We start from the raw sequence: 22,089 nt of genomic DNA on the forward strand, positions 1-22,089 counted from the left end.
CTAACCCCGGATGGAAGTTTTCCTCCGAGGTTTGCTTTTGCTCAATGACTGAACAACAACACAACTCTTTTCACAACAATTCATATGTAGTTGTTCGTTATTTGTTTGCTAAGAGTTAGCTATGCGCCGTCGAAGATCGCGACAGTTCCCTGTACACCAGTTCTATTATGCTCATCACTTCACATTAAAACCCAAAAAAATAACCCTTACCTAATCAATGGTCCACGTAAGTGAACAATTGTATCTTCAAGGGATCAAATATTTATTTCATTGTGCTTTTCGTTTTAATTTATAAATTTCCTCATCATGCTCTGTTAATTTATGTTGAATATAGTCCATCTTATCTTGCCTATTATCCATGCGTTTTGTTAATTTAACATGATTTTGATCTGTTTTTTCTGATAATTTCTGAATCGAGCTTCGATTTTGATCTACTTTTTCTGATAATTCTCTAATGGCTTGAAGTATCCTATTTACTTCATCCTTTTCCATTATACCTCTCCTTTTCATTATAAATGAGCGGTTAACATTTCATTAGTTGTTATATTTATTTTACTATAAACTGCTAAGCACGTCATTTGCTAATTTTCACATTTTTCACAGCTATGGTGAGGCAACTCTCGATTTGGTGGAAAAATTGAAAATCATTTGACTCATATTTCATACCAATTCAAAATCCATCCAAATACATCTCTTTACATCCACAAACTGTCATCTTCATATGATCACTTGTCTTTTTATGGTGTCTGCCCGTGCAACAAATACTCCTGTAACATCTGGTCAATCTCTCCTGCTTTTTTCTGTTTTTGATCTTCTGATTCCCGTCTGGCGATTGGCGTGCGTTCTTTTTTGTGTTGACGATACCACGCCGGCACAATATCCTTTCGCGTAGTAGATTTTCCTTTCTTAGAAAAGACAGTCTTTTCCTTTGACTGGGTTTGTTTTTCAAGTACCTTGAGGTCTTCAACGGTTTTGACATTTGCCTGCTGCCAATTTTTCAATACGCCTTCAATGTATCTCACCCCTTTTGCTTCTCTATTTGCTGCAATCTTCATCGCTTCCAGTAATAGATCATAACCGAATTCTTTGTACCATTGTGTGAGCAATTCGTAATTAAAGGGCGATTCGGTGACCCCTTTTTGTAAATTATTTCTGTAAAAATTGATTATCTCACGAAAACGATGATCACGTTGACTATTATTATATTCTTTTATGTCTCTAGGCTTTTCTGTCTTTATACCTTTCTTTACGAAAGCTGCATCCTCGAACATCACTGGCTTTTCATCGATTGTTGGTAAGTGTTTCACTAACTTAAGGGTTCGTGTTTTACGAACTGGTTGATTGGAAGTTGTAAGTGATTTACTTACGTTAACTGCCTGTTTTTTCTCACTCACTTTATTCCGTTTCAGATTTTCATGTATTAGCCGATCAAATTTCTCCTGATCCCACTGTTTGTTTGGCGTAACTTGCCATAGGTGATACTGTTTATTAATCTGAAAATCCATTAAGCTTTCATGCCAATCCAAAACGGCACACTGTTTGAGAAAAAGTAATTCTTTCTTAATATCTTGCTTATACATACCTACCTGTTCGAATGCAATCAGATTCGGTACTCTGCAACTTTTTTTTACCTGTACCATAGGATAGTCGCCAAATAAGTAAAATCAGATTCATTTGCCTTTTCGTAAAATCACGCCGTAATACTTCATTCCAAAGGTCATTCGCAATGCGTATGTAGCCATTCTCCACTTGAGGATTTGCCAAAGGGATCCACTCTCCTTTTTTGAATGGGTGATAAATCACCGATAAACAGGATTCTTGTTGGTCCGAAGCTTTTCAACCAGTGCTGCGAAAAAGCTCCATCAGGGTTGACGGCATTGACTGCTATATCACTTGTCCCCATCGTAGCATAATTAAAGAAGTCGTTCTCCATTTTTGGGTTATCTCTACTGAAGGATTGGGAATAAACCTCCACTTTATGTAACAGATTACATATCATTCGGCTACTTTTTTCTTTCCAATGCCTTAACAAAAACGTTGCCACATAGTAGCAACGTCCTTTTAATCTCTTCAGTTGTAGCCATCTATTTCCTTTCACACTTTCTAACACCTAATCCAGCAAGTGCTAATTAGGATTTCATTTATTTATAAAACACTCTTCAAAGCTTCATTCATCATTTCATCAAAACTCTCATATTCCTCCACGATATCTCCACTCGGCTTATCTAATTCAAGGAATTTATTATTATCTATATCTAAGCAATACCATGAAATATTTGAATCTCCAAAAAATAAATAATTGTTTTCCCACTCATTTTCTTGCCAAATTTCGTTAGCACCAATAAAGCCATTATTTTCATCAGCAGGATTCGCATTATAGATAACAAGCCCATTAAAATCTAACCCATTTACTTTTGTCAATAAATCCTCGTATTCTCTCATTGCTATATTATTATTTATATTTCTTGTTATCCATTCTTTAACAGTTTGAAGATTTTCAACACTCGCCGGATACATAATTGATTTTCCATCTCTATTTTTTATTTTTTCAATTTCAAGTAATAAATCCAGAATCATATCTTCACCTCTATTTTTTATAAGTAGGATATATAAATCCATCAGGAAGTGGCCAATTTACTTCAATTGATTCTCCAACTTTTAAACCCTTAGTTAAATTCTTCTGTGAATTTGTTAGAACTTTGTGATATGGATCATTTTTAATTAATATTAAATTTTCAAAGTCGTTTGTACCACCATCATCTAAGGGGAGTTTATGATGAACCTGATACCCGTCTGGAACAAAACCTTTCTTTAAATTTTCCATATCTGTCTTTGTTAAACCGGCTTCGATCAATTGCTTGCTATTCTTCTCATCCATCGACAAAATTTGTAGAAAAGATTTTCGCACAGAACTGTTAAATCTATTTCTTAGTTGTTTAAATTCTTGTCGATCTCGTTTAGTATAAGTGATTTCTTTTTCCTTAATGTCTTTTAATAAAACTTCTTTTCCCTTTAATTTACCTTTGTGTTCAGAACCGTACCCTTCTCTCCCACTACCACGCCACGAAAACACAAACTGATTCCCACCAAACGAATCCTGTACAATGTAGACTTCAGGAAATGGATCCTTCAACCATTCTAACGCATTATTGAATGTCCACGGCTCAGTTACTTTTGGAACGGTCACAGGCGGTTTTGGAATAGAAAAGTTCGTTTTCGTTACAAGATGGCTTGAGGTTGAACTGGCACCACCGGTAAACAGGACAGTTGCTGTTCCGAAGCTATTTAACCAATGTTCTGGTGAAAAGGCTTCTTCGGGGTTGACGGCATTGACTGCCATATCACTTGTCCCCATCGTAGCATAATTAAAGAAGTTAGAGGTAGTAGGATCATTTTGAAATGCTTCCCGGCGTTGATCCAAACCTTCCCCAAAACCTATTACTGCATCTGGTATACCAATGGTTAGATAATTAGCAAAATCATAAAAAGAATCCCACTTTTTTTCATTCAGTTCTGTAAGGGAATTGGATACAGAATCCACCGCTGAATTTCCGATTGTCTTGAAACTCTCCCATGACTTTTCGGCAGGTCCGGCAATAACATCATTGTAAAATGTTCGCTCCATCCTACCTAGATTCATTAGATAGTCGTAAGAAACTGACCCAGCATTTAACAAGTATTTCTTTGTTACGTCTACTTGGTTTGTAACAGTCTGTCGCCACCAACGATTGGCATGCAGAAAATTCTGTTGAAGGTGGGCTTGGAAAAAGTACTGGATTCGTTCCGCTAATTGCCTCTGGGCAACCGTTGTCTCAACGTATTTCTGCAATCCTATGGTTTCTCTATCATTCCGTTGATTCCGCAAAGCTAGAATCGTTTGCCTGTCCCTGTCTTCCTGACTCCACAGCATACGGCTAAAGGCCGATTGTTCTTTTGCTTCCGCGACCAGTGATTTTATAAAAGGTAATTGTGCTTGAATGCTATTGTCCATCTCCTTTTTGCCAGCATTGTTGGTCACTTTCCCCATCAGTGATTTAATTTCTTGTAAAGCGCTCTCCATTTGTAAATTGTCCCTGCTGAAGGATTGGGAATATGCCTCCACTTTACGTGACAGTTTACGCATCACTCGCGTACTTTCTTCTTTCTTATCCGCCACGTTGGAAGTTGGTGGTGGATGGGCAGTTGTCAGATCAGAAACGCTTCCTATTATCCGCTTTACATCCCTTTGGACATCTTCCAACTGTCTATAGGTATCCTGTATATCCTCTTCTTCTGAGTCTAGGTAAGCAGTGTGGATAATGGCCTGACTACTTCCATCTACTTCACTATCAAACTCTTGAAGATGCCTTGTTATGTTAGTTTCTAATTGTTCAAACACGCCTGTGAAGGCCTGCAACAATGTCTGGTGTAATTCCTCGAAATAGATTATTGCCGCATCAGCTGCTTCTCCTTGAAATCGCTCCATATGTATCAGCTGATCGATATTGTCTTGCACATTTTGTAATACTGCCGTAATAGAAGCTGTTTGTCTTCTCACTTCCTGGTAAAAGTTACTTACTTCTTCGATATGCACCCTTTGATTCGACATCTTACACCCCACTTGTAAAGGAAATATCATCCATTACATATTTTAACATATGAAGTGTTTTACCTTGTATAGGATAATACTCTCATTTTATAAGTCATCCTCTTCCCAATTATACGAAGTGGAAAATAGAAATATTCAAAACCATCCTACCCTCCTACTTTCAATACGTGGTACCCCAGTATTCAGAGACTTCTGGTTTTTATTAATAGATGGGAAGGGTTTTGAGGAGTAATATTGTGAAAAAAACACAGAAATTAACAGGAGAATACTTGGGCAGAGTATTAGACAGTGTCGTGAGGAATTGCAGGAGCAAGATCCGAAGTGGACGCAGCATTATGTTGGCGCAGAAGCAGGATTAGATCCAGAGCATTACAGTAAAATCGAGCGTGGCAAATATCCGCATATCTCCTTTATTACCGTAGAAGAATTGCGAAGGTGTTAAACTGCTCTTTAGACTGAGAAAAAAATAGTTAAATTTATTTGCAAATAAGATATTAACTTTTTAATAATTGCTTCTATTTCAGGATTTTTCTCTGATACACTTTTATTTCTTTATCTAATAATTCACTAAGTCTTACTGTAGAGGGTGCAGTTAGTCCATCTCGTAATCCGATTTTTATTAATTCCTCTCTTAAAATTTCTATGCGATCTTGCAAATATTCAGTATTCCTTTGTGTTTTGTGCATAACCTTAACTCCTTCACAAGCATCTTTATGAATAGAAAAGCATTATAAAAACATATAGCTCATTCCCTAAATAATAGTTAAAGAGGGAATTACAAAACAAACTTTGGTACATAACTATATTTGATGGTACTAAATAGAGTACCACTTACGTTTTTATATTATGGTAAATTCTATAGGAAGTCAATAAATTATCATAGATAAAGGTGAACTATGCGAAAAATAGTAGTTGTAAACATAAAAAGCATCTTAAAAAACTATAATATTTCATTAAGGGAACTTTCACGAAGAACAGATATCCGACATGCTACATTGAGTGAATTATCCAATCATAAGCGACAAAATATTAATTTTCAACATATTGAAAAGATTGCTGAAGCACTTGATATTCATGATATTCGCCAGATAATTGATTTTAAAACGGAAGAGAATGATTAATTAGTATTCACCGTCTACATTTATACATGAAAACTCTTGCAAATAAAAACACTGTTATTTCGAATCAAACCTTGATTATAAACGAATCTTATCAAATTGCTAGTTCATTTTATCCTTCAATTAAAAGTTAGGTTTACACAAATGCTCAACATTTCACATTACTCTTAAAATACAAAGCGCATGTACCATTGTTTCGTAACAAATACACACACGCATTGCTTTAGGCAAAAAATATATAACCCGCCAAATAAACACATTTAAAATTATAACTGTCTATCTTAAGTATACATTTGTATTTGCAAGGTTGCTGATCCTAATGCTCTTAATAACCGTTAATAATTCAAATGCAAAAAATCAGATATTCATACTTACATTTTATATTGTTTATTAAAATAATCTCTATATTCACCACTTATAATTTGTTCCCACCAATCCTTATTATCCAAGTACCAATCTATCGTTTGTTTGATTCCAGAATCAAAATTATAAGTTGGTTTCCATCCTAACTCCTCTAGTTTTGTTGGGTCTATAGCATATCTTTTATCATGACCAAGCCGATCATTAACAAATTCAATTAAGTCCTCTGATTTTCCAAGTGTTTCAATAATTGTTTTTACTACATCTAAATTTGTTTTTTCGTTGTGTCCACCAACATTATAAACTTCACCATTCTGGCCTTTGTGCAATACTAAATCAATAGCAGAACAATGATCTGTGACATGTAGCCAATCGCGAATATTCTTACCATCTCCATACACAGGTACCTTTTCATCATTCAATACTCGAGAAATGGTTAGCGGAATAAGCTTTTCTGGAAAATGAAATGGTCCATAGTTGTTTGAACAACGTGTAATATTGATTGGTAAATTATATGTTTCATGATAGGCACGAACTAGAAAATCTGATGATGCTTTACTTGCACTATACGGACTATTAGGCTGTAACGGTGTATCCTCAGTAAAAAAAGTTGTAGGGTCGAATTCAAGTTCACCATATACTTCATCTGTAGACACATGCACAAATTTGTCTATGTTTATCTCTCTTGATGCGTCAAGTAATACTTGTGTACCGACTACATTAGTGTGTATGAATATGCCTGGATCTGTGATAGAACGATCCACATGGCTCTCAGCTGCAAAATGTACAACGTAATTAAATTGTTCCTCTTTAAACAGATTAATAATTGCATCACGGTCAGCGATATCTTTTTTTACAAAATGATAATTACTCTTTTCTTCAATAGATTTATGCTTTGTGAGATCACCTGCGTATGTCAACAAATCTAAATTATATATATCATATTCCGAATATTTATCAACCATATACTGAACAAAGTTGCCACCAATAAAACCTGCGCCACCTGTTACTAGTATTTTTTTTCGAGACAATTAGTTTCCCTCCATCTCTAATTCGTTCAAATAATGCGATAATGCAGTTTTCCAATTAGGTAAACGTGCAAAACCCGATTTTTGCAATTTGTCCTTAGACATTCGTGAATTTTTTGGTCTTTTTGCTTTTGTCGGAAATTCTTCTGTTGTGATAGCATTAACTTTAACATTTTTATTAGCTTGATCAAATATTTCTTCAGCAAACTGCGCCCAATTGCAAAAACCTTCATTTGAAGCATGATAAATACCATATTTATCAGTACCGACCATATCAAGTAACAATTTTGCCAAATCAAATGTGTAGGTAGGTGAGCCAAATTGATCGGAAACAACATTTAATTCATCTCTATCCTCTGCTAAACGAAGCATCGTTTTAATGAAGTTGTTACCATTTATACCAAACACCCATGAGATTCTCACAATGAAATAATTATCCAATAATTCTTGTACAATTCGTTCTCCATTGTATTTCGTTTCTCCATAGTATCCAATTGGATTCACTGGATCTGATTCACCAAATGGTGTTTCACCTTCACCATCAAAAACATAATCTGTACTAATATATACGAACTTTGCTCCAATAACTTTTGCAGCTCTTGCTACATTTTTAGTTCCTTCTACATTTACTTCCCAACAAGTTTCCTGTTCATCTTCTGCTTTATCTACAGCAGTATATGCTGCACAATGTATAATAACTTCAGGATTTTCTTGTTTTATGTAATGTTCTACTGCAGCCCCATCCGTAATATCAAAATCATTCCTGGTTACACCTATTATATCCAAGTTCCTTTTAACACCTTCTCTTACAACATCATACCCTAATTGTCCATTATAACCGGTAACTAGGATCTTCATTTAGTTATCCTCCACTGAAAAGTTATTATCAGCTTCTTTCAACGTTGGAGCATTTTTGTCTTTATCAGATAAAATAGGTTCTACATCTAGTGGCCATTCAATTCCAATATCAGGATCATTCCAAAGAATTCCTCTATCATTTTCAGGTGAATATACTTCATCTACTTTATATTCCACTTCGACATTCTCAGTCAATGTCATAAATGCATGTGCGAATCCTTTGGGTACTAATAATTGTTTCTTATTTTCTTCAGTTAACTCAACACCATACCATTTGCCATAGTTTTCGCTATCTTTTCTAATATCAATTGCTACATCAAAAATTGCACCCTTTGTACATCTAACAAGCTTTGTTTGTGCTTTTGGATTTGATTGATAGTGTAATCCTCTAAGTGTACCTTTAGTTGCTGAAAAAGAATGATTATCTTGTATAAATTGAATGTCTAGTCCAGCTTCTTCAAAATTAGCTTTCTTAAAGCTTTCCATAAACCAGCCACGATGATCTCCAAATACTTTCGGTTCAATTAAGTAAACACCTGATAATTCTGTTTCTGTAATTTTCATAGTAACCTCCCGTTAGTATTTAATTTCGCCATTTGCTACTTTTAATAGATACTGGCCATATCCTGTTTTCTTAAGTGCATGTCCACACTCTCTTAAGTGTCCTTCAGTTATCCAATTATTTATAAAAGCAATTTCTTCTGGAGCTGCAATTTTAATTCCTTGATGATCTTCGACAGTTTTCACAAAGTTAGTAGCGTCTACTAAGCTTTGATGTGTCCCCGTATCTAACCAAGTATACCCTCTACCTAATAATTCTACATCAAGATCGCCTGCGTTAAGATATGCTTCATTAATAGAAGTGATCTCTAATTCACCTCTTGAGGACGGCTTTACATTCTTCGCAAAATCTACTACTCTATTATCGTAAAAATATAATCCAGTAATTGCATAGTTGGATTTAGGTTTCTGAGGTTTTTCTTCAACACTTATCACTTTTCCATTCGAATCAAATTCCACTACCCCAAATCGTTCAGGATCTGTGACATGATAACCAAATACTGTAGCACCATGTTCTTTTCTCGCGGCACGTTGTAAAATCGAACGCAATCCACTACCATAATAAATATTATCTCCTAGAATCATCGCTACAGAATCATTTCCAATAAATTCATCGCCTAGTATAAAAGCCTGCGCAAGACCATCCGGACTTGGTTGAATCTTATATTGAAGATTAATACCAAACTGACTCCCATCTCCTAAAAGCGATTCAAAACGTGGTGTATCTTCAAGAGTTGAAATGATTAAAATATCTTTGATACCCGCTAACATTAAAGAGGACATTGGATAGTAAATCATTGGTTTATCAAAAATAGGTAGTAATTGTTTACTTGTTACTTTTGTTAAAGGATACAACCTTGTTCCACTTCCGCCTGCTAATATGATACCTTTCAATTAACACCCTTCTTTCTATAGAAGTTTATCTTTCAACTAAAAACCAGCCATTTAATAAATCTTCACGATTGTAGTAAAAACGTTCGTTGTCTTCATGCCTTGTTACTTTACCACCTACTGCTTCAACAATCGCTTGACCCGCACCTGTATCCCATTCCATCGTTGGTGCATATCTTGGATAGAAGTCTGCTTTTCCTTCTGCTACTAAACAGAACTTTAACGAACTTCCTGATGAAACAACCTCTACTTCTCCATCGAGCTGATCGATAAACTCTTCCGTTTCTTTCGACATATGAGAACGACTGGCTACCACATTAATAACGTCAGACTCATTCACTTCCGGTAAAGGGTTACTTTGATTAACTAACTCTTCTGCATTCCCTACATTTACTTGAGAAGCATTTGTTATCTTATAAGCACCTTTACCCTTTACACCGAAATAAAAAGTATCTAATGCCGGAGCGTAAATAACGCCAAGGATTGGATAATGCTCATCAATGAGTGCAATGTTTACCGTGAATTCACCATTTTTCTTGATAAACTCTTTCGTTCCGTCTAAAGGATCTACTAACCAAAATTGCTTCCAGTTCTTGCGCTCTTCATATGGGATTTCTCTACCTTCTTCACTTAACACAGGTATGGTCGCATCAATTTTATTCAAACCTTCTGCAATTACGTTATGTGCTCTTTTATCCGCAATCGTTAAAGGGGAGTCATCCTTCTTCACTTCCACCTCAAAGTCTTGTTGATAGACTTCCATTATTTCTGTTCCGGCGGCTAAACAAATCTTAAATAAATCATTGATATATGTATGCATAGAATTTCCTCCTTTAATTTTTAAAACCACACCATATTCACGATGGTTACGGTGATGAGCATTACTATGATACTTAGTGGAGTACCTACTTTGATATAATCACTAAAGGTATACCCACCAGGACCATACACAATTAGATTGGTCTGATAGCCAATTGGTGTAATAAAACTGGCAGAAGCTGCAATAGCGATCGTCACGGCAAATCCCATATAATCTAAGGACAGTACTTCTGCCATCTCGATACCGATCGGCAGCATTAAGACAGCTGCGGCACTGTTTGTAATCAATTCTGTGAAAATGTTGGTTAAAATATATACTGCGATTAATATCGCAATAATGCCAAGTGGTTCACCTATTTCTAAAAGTCCGTTTGCCATCCATGATGCAAGTCCTGTTTTTGTCATAGCCGTCCCTACACCAAAGGCACTAGCAATTAAAAGCAATACATGAAATTGAATCTTCTTCCTTGCTTCCTCTGGACTGATAATCTTTGTAATGATAAAAATGAATACAGCTAACAGCATCGCCTTGAACATCGATAATATATTTAATGTTACCGCTAGAATCATTGTAATAAGCACGATTAAAGAAAACCAGCCTTTTTTACGATTCTCATTTAAGTGATTCGGCGTTTCCATCGAGGATACAACATAAAAGTCATTTGATTGTTGATATGTTCGTATAAAATCTGAGCCGGTTAGTAATAACAAAACGTCACCAGGCTTTAAGATAATATCTCCTATTTTACTTTTGATCCGTTCATTATTTCGGTGTACGGCTAAAACACCCGCATCAAACCTGGAACGAAATTGTGACTGCTTAATCGACTTTGATAACAAGGAGGATTGATGCGAGACTACAGCCTCTACTAACTGAACATCACCATTCTTCAAATCATCTAAATCTAAATGAGTGCCTGTTTCTAATTGCAGGCCCTTTAATTGTTGTAATTCCGCAATCGTCGAGATTAACCCGGTAAATATCAATCGATCTCCAGCTCGCACAATCGTTGTCGACTTCACCGGAGAAACTCTTTCTGATTCACGAATAATCTCCACTAAGTATAATCCTTTTAATTCACGTAAACCTGCTTTTTCCACAGTTTCATTAATAAAATCAAAACTGTTAGACACCGTCATTTCCGCAATATATTCTCGACTGTCCTGTTTCACTTGCTCACTAAAGCCCTTGTTATTCGGAAGTAGCTTATAACCCACTGTAAACAGATAGATAAATCCGAGAATCAAAACAGGTATACCAACTACTGCTAGTTGAAATAAAGTGAAACCCTCTAACCCATAATCCAAAAGCATCCCATGAACGACTAAGTTTGTGGATGTACCAATCACTGTAATTGTACCGCCTAAGATAGTGACATAGGATAATGGAATTAAAAATTTAGAGGGGGCGATTCCTCTTTCTTCACACCAATTCTTGATCATCGGCGTAAAGGTAACCACGATTGGCGTATTATTCAAAAAGGCAGATGATAATGAGATCGGCAGGTAAAAACGAAACATAGAACCTCTAACCTTCTTACTTTTACTCAACCACTGCTTCATCAATTGTTCGAGTAGACCATGTTTTTGAACCGACCCTGCCACAATAAATAATAAGGCAATCGTAAGCATACCCTGATTAGAAAAGCCTTTAAATGCTTCTTCCGGAGTTAATAGTCCTGTTAAAACAAAAATTACTAAAGCAGAAAACACTATCATATCAGGACGAGCAAGTTCTAATAACAAGGCTACAAACATGACAACAATAACCACTAATACAAAGCCCATTTCAAGTGTCAATGAGGAATCACCTCCCTTTTAAAGCATAAAAGCTACTACCATGTTCACTTGATAGTAGCTTTTCAACTGTTAGTCCAAAAATTTCATTATTTCTTTAACTACATAATCTGTAGCTTCTTCTAATGAATATTCACTTGTATCGATTTCAATCTCTGGATTTTCTGGTTGTTCATATGGACTGGAAATACCCGTGAAGTTTGGAATCTCACCTAGACGAGCTTTCTTGTATAACCCTTTTACATCACGTTGCTCACATACTTCTAGTGGCGTACTCACAAAAATCTCGACATAGGAATCCCCAATAATTTCACGAGCATTTTGTCGGTCACTTTCATATGGTGAAATGAAAGAGGTTATTGCAACAAGACCTGCATCATTCATTAATTTACCAACCTCTGCAATACGACGGATATTCTCGACACGATCTTGTTCTTTAAAGCCAAGGTTTTTATTCAACCCATGGCGAACATTATCGCCATCTAATAACATCGTATGATGCCCTGTTGCTACAAGGCGTTTTTCCACTTCATTCGCAAGTGTTGACTTACCAGATCCAGACAGACCAGTAAACCATAATGTTAATGGCTTTTGTCCTTTCTGTTGAGCACGTACTTCTCTTGAAATATCTGTTTCCTGCCAAACCACATTAGTAGAACGACGCAAGGCATGTTCAATCACACCACATGCTGAAGTCATATTAGTAACCCGATCAATTAAAATAAGTCCACCTAATGCTTCATTATTTTCAAATGTATCAAAAACCATATTCTCTGATAAAGAAATATCACATTCTACCAATTCATTTTTAAAGATTTTATCTGCCAGAACCTCTTTACCTGTGTTAATATCAATTTTATGTTTAATCGACATCACGGTACCAGGCAACATTTTGGTTCCTACTTTGACTAAGTAGTTTCTACCTTCTACTAATTCCGCGTCATCCATCCAAAGAATCGAAGCAGAAAACATATCGGTTACTTGTACATTTTCAGAAGTAGTAAGGACACATCCTCTGGAGACATCGACTTCACGATCCAATTGAACTGTAACAGGCTGACCGGCCCCTGCTTCTGATACTTCATAATCTGTAACGAGGATACTTTTCACTTTTGCTCTTTCTTGACTTGGAAGCGAAATAATCTCATCGCCTTCTTTAATCTTTCCAGCTTCAATTTGTCCCTGGAAACCTCTGAAGGTGTGATTAGGACGACTTACACGCTGAACAGGCATAACAAATTCCTGTTGAGCAGCATCATCGATTACCTCAATATCTTCTAAATAAGGCAATAATGCTTTTCCGTCATACCAAAGCGTATGGTCGGATTTCTTGGTAATGTTATCTCCTTCTGTTGCAGATACAGGGATAACTTGAATACTTTCCAAATTAAAACCATAAGTCATCTGTTGGAAGTCATGTTTAATCTCTTCAAAACGTTTTTGATCATAACCTACCAAATCCATTTTATTAACGGCTAGGACAATATGTTTAATTCCCATTAAAGCACAAATACGCGCATGTCGTTTTGTTTGGCTGATTACACCTTTTGTCGCATCCACCAAGATTACCGCTAAATCAGCGAAGGATGCTCCTACTGCCATATTACGTGTATATTCTTCATGCCCTGGCGTATCAGCAACAATAAAAGAACGATTGTCTGTTGTAAAGTAACGATAAGCTACATCAATGGTAATCCCTTGTTCACGTTCAGCCATTAAACCATCTAGTAAAAGAGAATAATCAATTTCCCCACCACGGCTACCAACCTTTGAATCTAGTTCTAAGGCTTTTTCCTGATCGGCAAATAATAGCTTAGCATCATACAGCATATGACCAATTAAAGTTGATTTTCCGTCATCGACACTACCACATGTAATAAACTTCAATAAACCCTTCATTCTAGAAATACCCCTCTCTCTTACGACGTTCCATACTACCAGCAGCCTCCTGATCAATTACACGGCTTGTCCGTTCAGAAGAAACCGCACCTAACGTTTCTTCAATAATATCATCTAACGTATCTGCCTCTGATTCGACACCACCAGTAAGAGGGTAACAACCTAATGTACGAAAGCGAACTTTCTTATATTGAATTTCTTCACCAGGTTCTAACTTCAAACGATCATCATCCACCATGACAATATTGCCATCACGTTCCACGATTGGACGCTCTTTCGCAAAATATAATGGCACAATATCAATTTCTTCCTGACGGATATACTGCCAAATATCTTTTTCCGTCCAGTTAGAAAGAGGAAATACACGCATGCTTTCGCCTTTATTAATTTTGGTATTGTAAAGCTTCCACATTTCAGGCTTCTGATTCTTAGGATCCCATGCATGGTTCTTATTACGGAAAGAGAAAACTCTTTCTTTCGCACGTGACTTTTCCTCGTCACGTCGTCCTCCACCAAATGCAGCATCAAAACCATATTTATCAAGACCCTGCTTAAGAGCCTGAGTCTTCATAATATCAGTGTAGCTTGCCCCATGATCAAATGGATTAATGCCTTGATCTATACCTTCTTGATTAGAATGTTCAATCATTTCAATACCTAATTCTTTTGCTTTACGATCACGGAAATCGATCATTTCTTTAAACTTCCATGTTGTATTAATATGCATGAAAGGAAACGGAGGTTTCTCCGGATAAAAAGCTTTCATTGCAAGATGTAGCATGACAGAACTGTCTTTACCAATGGAATATAGCATAACTGGATTTTCACATTCTGCGGCTACTTCGCGGATTATGTAGATTGCTTCGGCCTCGAGTTGGTCGAGGTGTGATAATTTTTTCATAACTAATTTCTCCTTTCGTATTTTGAATTATAATAAACAATAAATTGCTCTAGTTATTATTATTTAATTTCATTCATCACCAAATAATAGTAAATTTTTGAGATGTTAAGTAAATTCTAGTTGAATCTCAATATAGTGTTTAAATGGATGTTATTAATGCTTCATTTTTTCCAGACTGATAGATCTCTCTTTAAGATTTTTTCAACTTTTTTAATATCATCAGAATATCTATGTATTAAATACTTTCTAGTTGTATCAGAAATTTTATCGTAAGAGCTTGTCATGTTTTTTTTTAAAATTAAGCTCTTGATTTTTTTCCTAAAGGGCGAAGGTAATACTATTTTTAATATACTTTTTACCGGGTGATATTGTACTAAAAAACTTTGTAATTTATAGCTTATCGGTTTATTACTTACATTATAAACCCTAATTTTATCAATATTTATATCTTTTACATTTAGATAAGCAAATATTTCTTTTAGGACTTTAATTGGCGTCTCTTTAAATTCTTCAAATATAATAATCTTCACATTTTCAGGTCCAAAGACATTTAAGTAATTTTTAATTTGTCGATAATAAAGCCCACCTTCAAAATAATGATAACCATAAGGCATGCCTTTATAAATACGCTCTTTTTCTAGTTCTAATCCCTTTTCAAAAGTATTTGTCTCAAATCCATCACGAACTTGATGTCTATACATCGAATAAGCACGATCTACAGGATTTCGTAATAAAATAATTATTTTACCATTTGGATTAAATTTCTTTATATCCATTGCTGCTTTCTCAGAATATAGATATGAAGTAGAGGCTTCTCCAATTACAGAATTTTCTGGCGCGTGGCAAAAAAGCTTGTAATATGCTTCTTTATTGTCAACAAAAATTTCAGAAGGTTTCTTATCCCCAAAAAAATGTGGTTCTTTATTTTCGGGTAAGTATATAGTTGGATGTTTTTTTAAATACTCATATAATGAAGTTGTACCAGATTTTGCAGCGCCTACTATAAAGAAATCGGGCTTTCTTTTTTTCATTCGAAAAATCCTTTCATTTAACTTATCTGCTATCTTAACCAGTAATTCTTAAAGTTATCTATTTCATCATTTGTGTAAAAATGCCTCATGTAATCAGAATCATATAATTCATTTATATATTCTTCTGACGGATTGAATTCACTTTTGAATCGCGAGTATAAATCCGAATACCATTTATTATATCCTGAATTTACTTTATTTAACTTAAAACTATCCCTATCTAAAAAATTGTTTATTTCCACTTCTAATTCGTTTATCTTTTCCATTTTTATTATCATGATTTCATACTGCTTTGTAGTTATTATTTCAAATCCTTTACTTTTATTAAAAGGGTACTTATAAACATCTACACCTATAGTTTGTTTGAATTCATTATCAAACCAATCAACACCAAATCTATGGTTAAACTTATCTAAAAACATTTGATTAAGAATACTAAAATTAATAGCATTTTCTGAACGATTATTATAAGTCCTGTTTATTTCAAATATAGGAAAGTGAATCCCTTGAAAAAACATTCCTATATTTCTGCCGATAGGTTCTCGTACAATTGATATTATTTTAATTCGTTTATTAAATGTCTTCAATAAATTTTTAAATAAAAAGTTATATTTAAATTTATACACCAATTTGTCCTTCTTAGAAAAATAGTAATCTAATGATTTTAAATCCTTGAATTGATCTATCATAACTGGCTTTTTCAAACTGTGAATATGCTGTACATTTATTCCTAGTTCTTTTATTCCTTCTTCTATACTAGTTGACCCTACTTTACCCATTTGATATACCAATACTAAATTTTTATATGTTTTTGAATTCAACATTTACTACCCCACCTAAAATGGATTTTTTCATTTAGTTCCTAAAAGATTTGCCTTTAAATATAGTTGGATAAACATTTAATTTTTTATATACTAAGTATGCTAAGATGAAATTCCATATTATCATACTAAGGCTAGTTGCTAACGCCGCCCCATTAATACCTAAATGGGGAATTAATAGTACATTTAAAATCAAATTACACAAAAGAGCAAATCCTATTACCTTCGCATTCAACTTTTCATATCCCGTCATTATTAATAACTGTCCAACTGCACCAAACATTGAATTTATTAACTGTCCAACAGATAAAATTGCGATCGCAGTACCTCCTCCTGCATAATCACTACCATAAATAGAGACTAGTATATCCTCGCCCCAAAATATAAATAAAGTTGCAATTGGAAATGAAATACAAAAAATGATTCTTGCACTTGTAGTAAATGCATTTTGTAATGAAACACTATCATTTAATGTGAAGTACTTGGAGAATTTTGGTGAAAAAACAATATTTAATGCAGAAAGTCCAAATACAATCACCTCGGCCCCTCTAGTTACAACCTGATAAACACCTACTTCGTACATCGATTTCAATAAACCTATTAACAACAAGTCTAGCCTATTATTCAGAAACATCATTCCCCCTACTAATAACATAGGGATCGCTGTCTTAATCCATTTCTTTTTCTCAAATTCAGATTTAAGATTAATAAGCTTCTTAGGTAGTAATTTAAATAAAAAAATAGTTCCAAAAATAAAAGAAATTATTAAAGCTAGTAATTTTAATGAAAAAGTCATCGCCAAACTTATTTCGTCGGAATCAGATATTATATAATAAATTGAGTACAATAGAATAAAAACAGTTGGGTTTATAATTTTGTCTGGAATTTGACTAAATATTACACGTTCTAACCCATTTAAAATTGCTGACCGCACTGCACATAAAGCTAGTATTGGTATCATCGAAAAGCCTATATACATGTATAAGTTATTGGAGGTAAAAGCATTAATTAAAACTGCAATAAACATTAATGACAATGAAATTAGTAAACTGGTTGTATTTGAAAAGGAATATAGTCCTTTTAATAAAGCGTGTTTAGATTTTATTGAATACATCGAGGTATACCTAACAATCATATTTGGAAAACCATTATTTGTAGGAATAGTTAATATTGTAATAATAGCAAAAACATAAGAATAAACACCAAACTTTTCAGGACCTAATGTTCTTGCTAATAAAACACTTATTAGAAATGAAGACACTAATCCTATTAATTTTAATATTAAACTACCTGAAATACTTTTAAATAATCTTGGCAATTTCATAAATTACTCCTGTTCACATAATTTTTCAGTAAATATTTTTTCGGTTGTAAACATTATTTTTCAATTTTATTATGTTTAATATTAAACTCCTAAATATTTCAGATTGCAATATGAATGTAAACAATTTTAGTATACCTCTGGATATTAATGGATTATCATCTATTAAAGAATTCAAATTATGTTTAAGAGTGATATTCAAAACTATAAATCTTTTAATTAATCTTAAGTCTCTTTTTAAAGAAAAAATTTTAAACTCTTTTTTTAATTTTACAATAAGTTCTAATTCAGATATATACATTTGTTCTTTATTCTTCATGGTATTCTTATCATGTATATAAACGAAAGCACCTAAATAGTCTGTTTGATAGAATATCTTGGCATTCTGTAATGTGTAAATCCAATACTCCCAATCCTCATTATATTTCATATTAATTCGAAATTCACTTGATATTTCTTTTCTAAATATTAATGAATTGATTGTAAATATATTTTTTCTTAACAAAATCTTAGTATGATTTTTTTGCTTGTTTGCTTTTATACGATTAATAATCTTTCCGTTTTCAAAATATACCGTTCCACAATGCACTGCATCTATTGTATAATCTTTCATAAAAACTGACACAGCCTTTTGTATCTTGTCACATTTTAATACATCATCTGCATCTAAAAATTGAACTAATTCACCAGATGCTTTATCTAAACCTAAATTTCTTGCTACTGACCTCCCTCTATTACCTGTTTTTAAATAAACTATTCTATCTTCATTCATACTATCAATTATACTTTCCGTGCTATCGCTTGAACCATCATTTATAACTACTATTTCTATATTATTATAAGATTGATTTAAACAAGATTGAATTGTATTACGAATTGTATCTTCAGCATTATAAACTGGTATTATTATTGATACTTTCATCTTATAATTAACTCCTTTTGTTTATTATCAAACTCGATCGCATAATAATATAATTATTTTAGCAACTCTTTGATTACATTATAATAGATGGTATTTTATCCATTATATTTACATTATTTAATTGGTGATAGATAATATCTTTTTATATATAACTACTTTTTCTATCCTTTTGAACATTCAAATATAATAATGGTATGAAAATGAACCAAAGAAAGTCAAATGAAGAAGAAAAATACGGATTTGTGCCATTGCCTATTAATATAATAAAATAAGTAATTAAAAATACTTTTGAAAAATAATCATTTTTAGTTTTCCACAACGAATAAAGTAAATAAGCATGTGCGGAAAGATATAAAAGAAATCCAATAATCCCCGCATTATACAAAATTAAATTATATGACATTTCATACGCCCATGGCGATTCATAATTTCGAATATAATCCGTTACACCAATCCCAGCCCCACTTCCAAAAATAGGATTTTGAACAAATCCGTGCCACAAGGCTTGCGCTTGCTCAATACGAACATTATGACCATCTTGTGAGAATGCACTAAAAAAACGTTCAATTAATTCAGTGAGTTTTATAAATCCAATTGACTGTAATCCCCAAAAGACGCATAATATCGATAATATAAGCATAGCTATATATATATAGTTTTTTAAAGAAACTTTAGTAATTTTTTTAATTATTATTAGGAATACCGGGATTAATAACGATAACAGTAGTATTCTTCTACCACTAATTAAAATAGCAATAATAAGTAAAATTTCAGTTATTATTAAATATTTTTTTCCAATGTATGTTTCACTTCCTAATAAATACGTTACAAATGGCGCAAAAAAAATTAACATTGATAAATTGGTGTTTGTTAAATGTACGTAACCATCATGAATTCCTACATTAGATGTATAATCAAAATATATAAATAAACTTTCCGGCCACCAACCAACTTTTACCATAAAAAGCAAAATTGAATATATCGAAACGGCATTTGCTGCTATCAGTAAAGTATTAACAACCTTTTTAAATTCAGCTTTTTTATTTATATTAAGTATTAAAATAATTAGTAACATTATAAAAATTACATTTACTCTAAAAAATCCCCAGACTCCTGGATTATTATTAATCCAACCAACGATTGAAGAATGAACAGCATATAACAGATATAAAAATGTAAAAATTAGTATTTGCTTATTATAATATATTTGTTTAACTAATATAGTTCTATAAAATAAAATAACTAATAATAAAACAATTAATACTAGTTTAATTTCTTGACCAGTTCGTGGAATAAAAATCATTAGAAAAAGAATCGTATTAAATAAATATATATATATTTTGTTAAACGGCTTTTTATTCCCCATATTTTCCAAGTTTATTTTGTAATCCATCTTTGATACCTCTTATTATCATTTCAATATTACTTTTCTTGTTAGGGTGTAATATTAATACCTTCCAGAAGTAAAATGAAATAAAGATTTGTTTTTTTATGCAAATTATGGGTAGTGCATGAAAGAATTTTCTAAAAATGTATATATTATTTCTAAACATATAATAATGCCTTAAAGGTCTATGGTCAGTTATCTTTATTTTTTTAGACAAGATTCTTTTAATAACTGGTTCGCCTAAATTATGAGTCATATGTGAGTACTCAGAAGTGACTAACTTATAGCCTTGGTTTAATAATTTAAATGAAAAATCAAAATCAACACCATCGATAAATAACTTATTGTTATAGCCCCCTACATACAGTGCGTTACTTACGTATGTCAAATTACCTGATGTTATTAGATATTTTACATATTTATATCTATTAGCATTTTCTTTTTTAAAAGGTTTATAATTAGGACCAACAGAAATAACTTGACTATTTTCATTCATAATATCTAACATTCTTAACACTGCATTACTTTGAAGTGACGAATCTTGGTCCAAAGTTAGTAATAATTTATAACCTTGTTTTTGTGCAAAATCCAAGCCTTGGTTTAAAGCAAAAGCTATTCCCATATTTTTTTCATTCTCAATTATCTTTATTTTAAATTGTTCTTGTAGTGTGAATAGAATCTGCTTTGATTCCTTTGTAGAACCATTATCAACAATTAAAATCTTTTCTACTTGGTTGGATAATGACTTTATATTTTTAATTATAAAGTCATCACAGTTGTAACTAACTATTACTGCACATATATTTTTTTTTGATAGCATAGTTCCTCCAGAAAATTACTCATTCTTAATATTTATAATAGCCAAAGCACATTACCTCGATTAAAAATAAAAATGAAACACATATTTGTTTGTCAAGTGAGTAATTTAAAAGTCACTTGGTCATATATTTCTTATAAATTTTATAAGACTTTTTGGTTAGTAGGTACTTCTCTTTACTCGGCATTTGACTTGTTGTTACACTTTCCAAATGTTTAACCTTCAATTTAGGATTATAAACTATCTTCCCATTTACTCTTTCTATTTGATGTGCCAGAAAAATTTCTTCCCCCCATAAAAATACAGGACATTCTAAAGTTCGATAACAATCAAAAAAATAAGGTGTCAATATATATATGGCTCCAATGCCCGCAAAAATCTCCATCCCTTTGTCAACTTGTTTCACCTTTCTTCTACCCATAAATTTCCTTTTTACTTTCAAAATGAGCATTCCTAAATAATAATTCAGATAGTAAAAATCGTATAACAATATGTTTTTTTTGCCTATTTTGGATATCAGATGTGGATTTTGTTCATGGCCATCAATAGTCTTCACTCTAGGAGCTATTACTAAATCCTTTACGTTAAATTTCTCTTGATTCAATATCTCAAAGAAATCTTCTTCAAATAGTAAATCATTGTTTGCAATTAATACATTTTCACCTTCATAATTTTTCAGTACAAAATCTATCCCTAGATTTAATCCTCCAAAATAACCTAGATTCTCATCACTGCGTAGAACATTGATTTTTTTGGATTTAGATCTTTCTAAACCTTTAGTATATCCGATTAATTCTTCATAGTTTTCCAATTGCGAATTATTATCCACTATAATAATTTGCTTTATATATTTAAATTCCCTTATACTTTCTAACATTTTTCGAGTAACCTTAGCTGAATTATAATCTACTAAAATTATTGAAGTTAACACACAATTGACCTCCACTAAAATAAATTTCAGAATAATTAC

Annotated in this window: 24 protein-coding genes; 2 read left to right on the top strand and 22 right to left on the bottom strand. The window is 33.0% G+C overall.

Annotation, left to right across the window (positions count from 1 at the left end):
* Positions 1 to 267 precede the first annotated feature (267 nt).
* The 6 genes from BUC25_RS02610 to BUC25_RS02630 all read right to left on the bottom strand — a co-directional run bounded on the left by BUC25_RS02610 (position 268) and on the right by BUC25_RS02630 (position 4,588).
* The gene (locus BUC25_RS02610; protein WP_073199366.1) at positions 268 to 492 is read right to left on the bottom strand and encodes a hypothetical protein; all 225 of its coding nucleotides are present in this window, start codon (positions 490 to 492) and stop codon (positions 268 to 270) included.
* Positions 493 to 737: 245 nt separating this feature from the next.
* Complete coding sequence (locus tag BUC25_RS02615; RefSeq protein WP_084543332.1) at positions 738 to 1,640, bottom strand: DnaD domain-containing protein; 903 nt, start codon at positions 1,638 to 1,640, stop codon at positions 738 to 740.
* Positions 1,573 to 1,803 carry a replication protein gene (locus tag BUC25_RS19820; protein WP_084543333.1) on the bottom strand — a complete coding sequence of 77 codons (231 nt, stop codon included), beginning with the start codon at positions 1,801 to 1,803 and terminating at the stop codon, positions 1,573 to 1,575. The genes BUC25_RS02615 and BUC25_RS19820 overlap by 68 nt, the downstream gene beginning before the upstream one ends.
* On the bottom strand, positions 1,718 to 2,098 hold the full coding sequence (locus tag BUC25_RS19255) for a hypothetical protein (RefSeq protein WP_170862612.1): 381 nt from the start codon (positions 2,096 to 2,098) through the stop codon (positions 1,718 to 1,720). The genes BUC25_RS19820 and BUC25_RS19255 overlap by 86 nt, the downstream gene beginning before the upstream one ends.
* Before the next feature lie 47 nt (positions 2,099 to 2,145).
* Complete coding sequence (locus BUC25_RS02625; RefSeq protein ID WP_073200466.1) at positions 2,146 to 2,577, bottom strand: YrhA family protein; 432 nt, start codon at positions 2,575 to 2,577, stop codon at positions 2,146 to 2,148.
* 10 nt (positions 2,578 to 2,587) lie between these two features.
* Positions 2,588 to 4,588, bottom strand: a complete 2,001-nt coding sequence (locus BUC25_RS02630) for a T7SS effector LXG polymorphic toxin (RefSeq protein WP_073199372.1) — start codon at positions 4,586 to 4,588, stop codon at positions 2,588 to 2,590.
* Between the two features lie 301 nt (positions 4,589 to 4,889).
* Between BUC25_RS02630 and BUC25_RS19100 the strand changes: the two genes are divergently transcribed.
* Positions 4,890 to 5,030, top strand: coding sequence for a helix-turn-helix domain-containing protein (locus BUC25_RS19100; RefSeq protein WP_170862628.1), 141 nt, complete (start codon positions 4,890 to 4,892; stop codon positions 5,028 to 5,030).
* Positions 5,031 to 5,103: 73 nt separating this feature from the next.
* Here the strand turns inward: BUC25_RS19100 and BUC25_RS02640 are convergent, their stop codons facing one another.
* Complete coding sequence (locus BUC25_RS02640) at positions 5,104 to 5,274, bottom strand: aspartyl-phosphate phosphatase Spo0E family protein (protein WP_073199374.1); 171 nt, start codon at positions 5,272 to 5,274, stop codon at positions 5,104 to 5,106.
* Between the two features lie 210 nt (positions 5,275 to 5,484).
* On the opposite strand from BUC25_RS02640, the gene BUC25_RS02645 reads away from it, so the two are divergent.
* On the top strand, positions 5,485 to 5,709 hold the full coding sequence (locus tag BUC25_RS02645; protein WP_073199376.1) for a helix-turn-helix domain-containing protein: 225 nt from the start codon (positions 5,485 to 5,487) through the stop codon (positions 5,707 to 5,709).
* 368 nt (positions 5,710 to 6,077) lie between these two features.
* On the opposite strand, the gene rfbB is transcribed toward BUC25_RS02645, so the two are convergent.
* From rfbB to BUC25_RS02720, 15 genes are all read right to left on the bottom strand, one after another.
* On the bottom strand, positions 6,078 to 7,097 hold the full coding sequence (rfbB, locus tag BUC25_RS02650) for a dTDP-glucose 4,6-dehydratase (protein WP_073199378.1): 1,020 nt from the start codon (positions 7,095 to 7,097) through the stop codon (positions 6,078 to 6,080).
* On the bottom strand, positions 7,098 to 7,952 hold the full coding sequence (gene rfbD, locus BUC25_RS02655) for a dTDP-4-dehydrorhamnose reductase (protein WP_073199380.1): 855 nt from the start codon (positions 7,950 to 7,952) through the stop codon (positions 7,098 to 7,100).
* On the bottom strand, positions 7,953 to 8,516 hold the full coding sequence (gene rfbC, locus BUC25_RS02660) for a dTDP-4-dehydrorhamnose 3,5-epimerase (protein WP_073199382.1): 564 nt from the start codon (positions 8,514 to 8,516) through the stop codon (positions 7,953 to 7,955). It lies immediately after the preceding gene.
* A 12-nt stretch (positions 8,517 to 8,528) separates the two neighbouring features.
* On the bottom strand, positions 8,529 to 9,407 hold the full coding sequence (gene rfbA / locus BUC25_RS02665; RefSeq protein WP_073199384.1) for a glucose-1-phosphate thymidylyltransferase RfbA: 879 nt from the start codon (positions 9,405 to 9,407) through the stop codon (positions 8,529 to 8,531).
* A 25-nt stretch (positions 9,408 to 9,432) separates the two neighbouring features.
* A complete protein-coding gene (gene cysQ / locus BUC25_RS02670; RefSeq protein WP_073199386.1) occupies positions 9,433 to 10,224 on the bottom strand; it encodes a 3'(2'),5'-bisphosphate nucleotidase CysQ in 792 nt (263 codons plus the stop codon).
* A 20-nt stretch (positions 10,225 to 10,244) separates the two neighbouring features.
* A complete protein-coding gene (locus BUC25_RS02675; RefSeq protein WP_073199388.1) occupies positions 10,245 to 12,023 on the bottom strand; it encodes an SLC13 family permease in 1,779 nt (592 codons plus the stop codon).
* Positions 12,024 to 12,092: 69 nt separating this feature from the next.
* The gene (gene cysC, locus BUC25_RS02680; RefSeq protein WP_073199390.1) at positions 12,093 to 13,919 is read right to left on the bottom strand and encodes an adenylyl-sulfate kinase; all 1,827 of its coding nucleotides are present in this window, start codon (positions 13,917 to 13,919) and stop codon (positions 12,093 to 12,095) included.
* Position 13,920: 1 nt separating this feature from the next.
* A complete protein-coding gene (gene cysD / locus BUC25_RS02685) occupies positions 13,921 to 14,820 on the bottom strand; it encodes a sulfate adenylyltransferase subunit CysD (RefSeq protein ID WP_073199392.1) in 900 nt (299 codons plus the stop codon).
* Positions 14,821 to 14,981: 161 nt separating this feature from the next.
* On the bottom strand, positions 14,982 to 15,851 hold the full coding sequence (locus tag BUC25_RS02690) for a sulfotransferase family protein (RefSeq protein ID WP_073199394.1): 870 nt from the start codon (positions 15,849 to 15,851) through the stop codon (positions 14,982 to 14,984).
* Positions 15,852 to 15,880: 29 nt separating this feature from the next.
* Positions 15,881 to 16,675: a putative capsular polysaccharide synthesis family protein gene (locus tag BUC25_RS02695; RefSeq protein WP_073199396.1), complete on the bottom strand. Its 795-nt coding sequence runs from the start codon at positions 16,673 to 16,675 to the stop codon at positions 15,881 to 15,883.
* Positions 16,676 to 16,706: 31 nt separating this feature from the next.
* Complete coding sequence (locus BUC25_RS02700) at positions 16,707 to 17,996, bottom strand: flippase (protein ID WP_073199398.1); 1,290 nt, start codon at positions 17,994 to 17,996, stop codon at positions 16,707 to 16,709.
* A 25-nt stretch (positions 17,997 to 18,021) separates the two neighbouring features.
* Complete coding sequence (locus BUC25_RS02705; RefSeq protein WP_073199400.1) at positions 18,022 to 18,915, bottom strand: glycosyltransferase family 2 protein; 894 nt, start codon at positions 18,913 to 18,915, stop codon at positions 18,022 to 18,024.
* 142 nt (positions 18,916 to 19,057) lie between these two features.
* Positions 19,058 to 20,308, bottom strand: a complete 1,251-nt coding sequence (locus tag BUC25_RS02710; protein ID WP_073199402.1) for an O-antigen ligase family protein — start codon at positions 20,306 to 20,308, stop codon at positions 19,058 to 19,060.
* Positions 20,271 to 21,122: a glycosyltransferase family 2 protein gene (locus BUC25_RS02715; protein ID WP_073199404.1), complete on the bottom strand. Its 852-nt coding sequence runs from the start codon at positions 21,120 to 21,122 to the stop codon at positions 20,271 to 20,273. Before BUC25_RS02715 ends, BUC25_RS02710 begins: the two co-directional genes overlap by 38 nt.
* A 112-nt stretch (positions 21,123 to 21,234) precedes the next feature.
* Positions 21,235 to 22,050 carry a glycosyltransferase family 2 protein gene (locus tag BUC25_RS02720; protein ID WP_073199406.1) on the bottom strand — a complete coding sequence of 272 codons (816 nt, stop codon included), beginning with the start codon at positions 22,048 to 22,050 and terminating at the stop codon, positions 21,235 to 21,237.
* Between the last annotated feature and the right edge of the window lie 39 nt (positions 22,051 to 22,089).

The sequence above is a fragment of the Gracilibacillus kekensis genome (genome assembly GCF_900143085.1).
Taxonomy (GTDB): domain Bacteria; phylum Bacillota; class Bacilli; order Bacillales; family Amphibacillaceae; genus Gracilibacillus; species Gracilibacillus kekensis.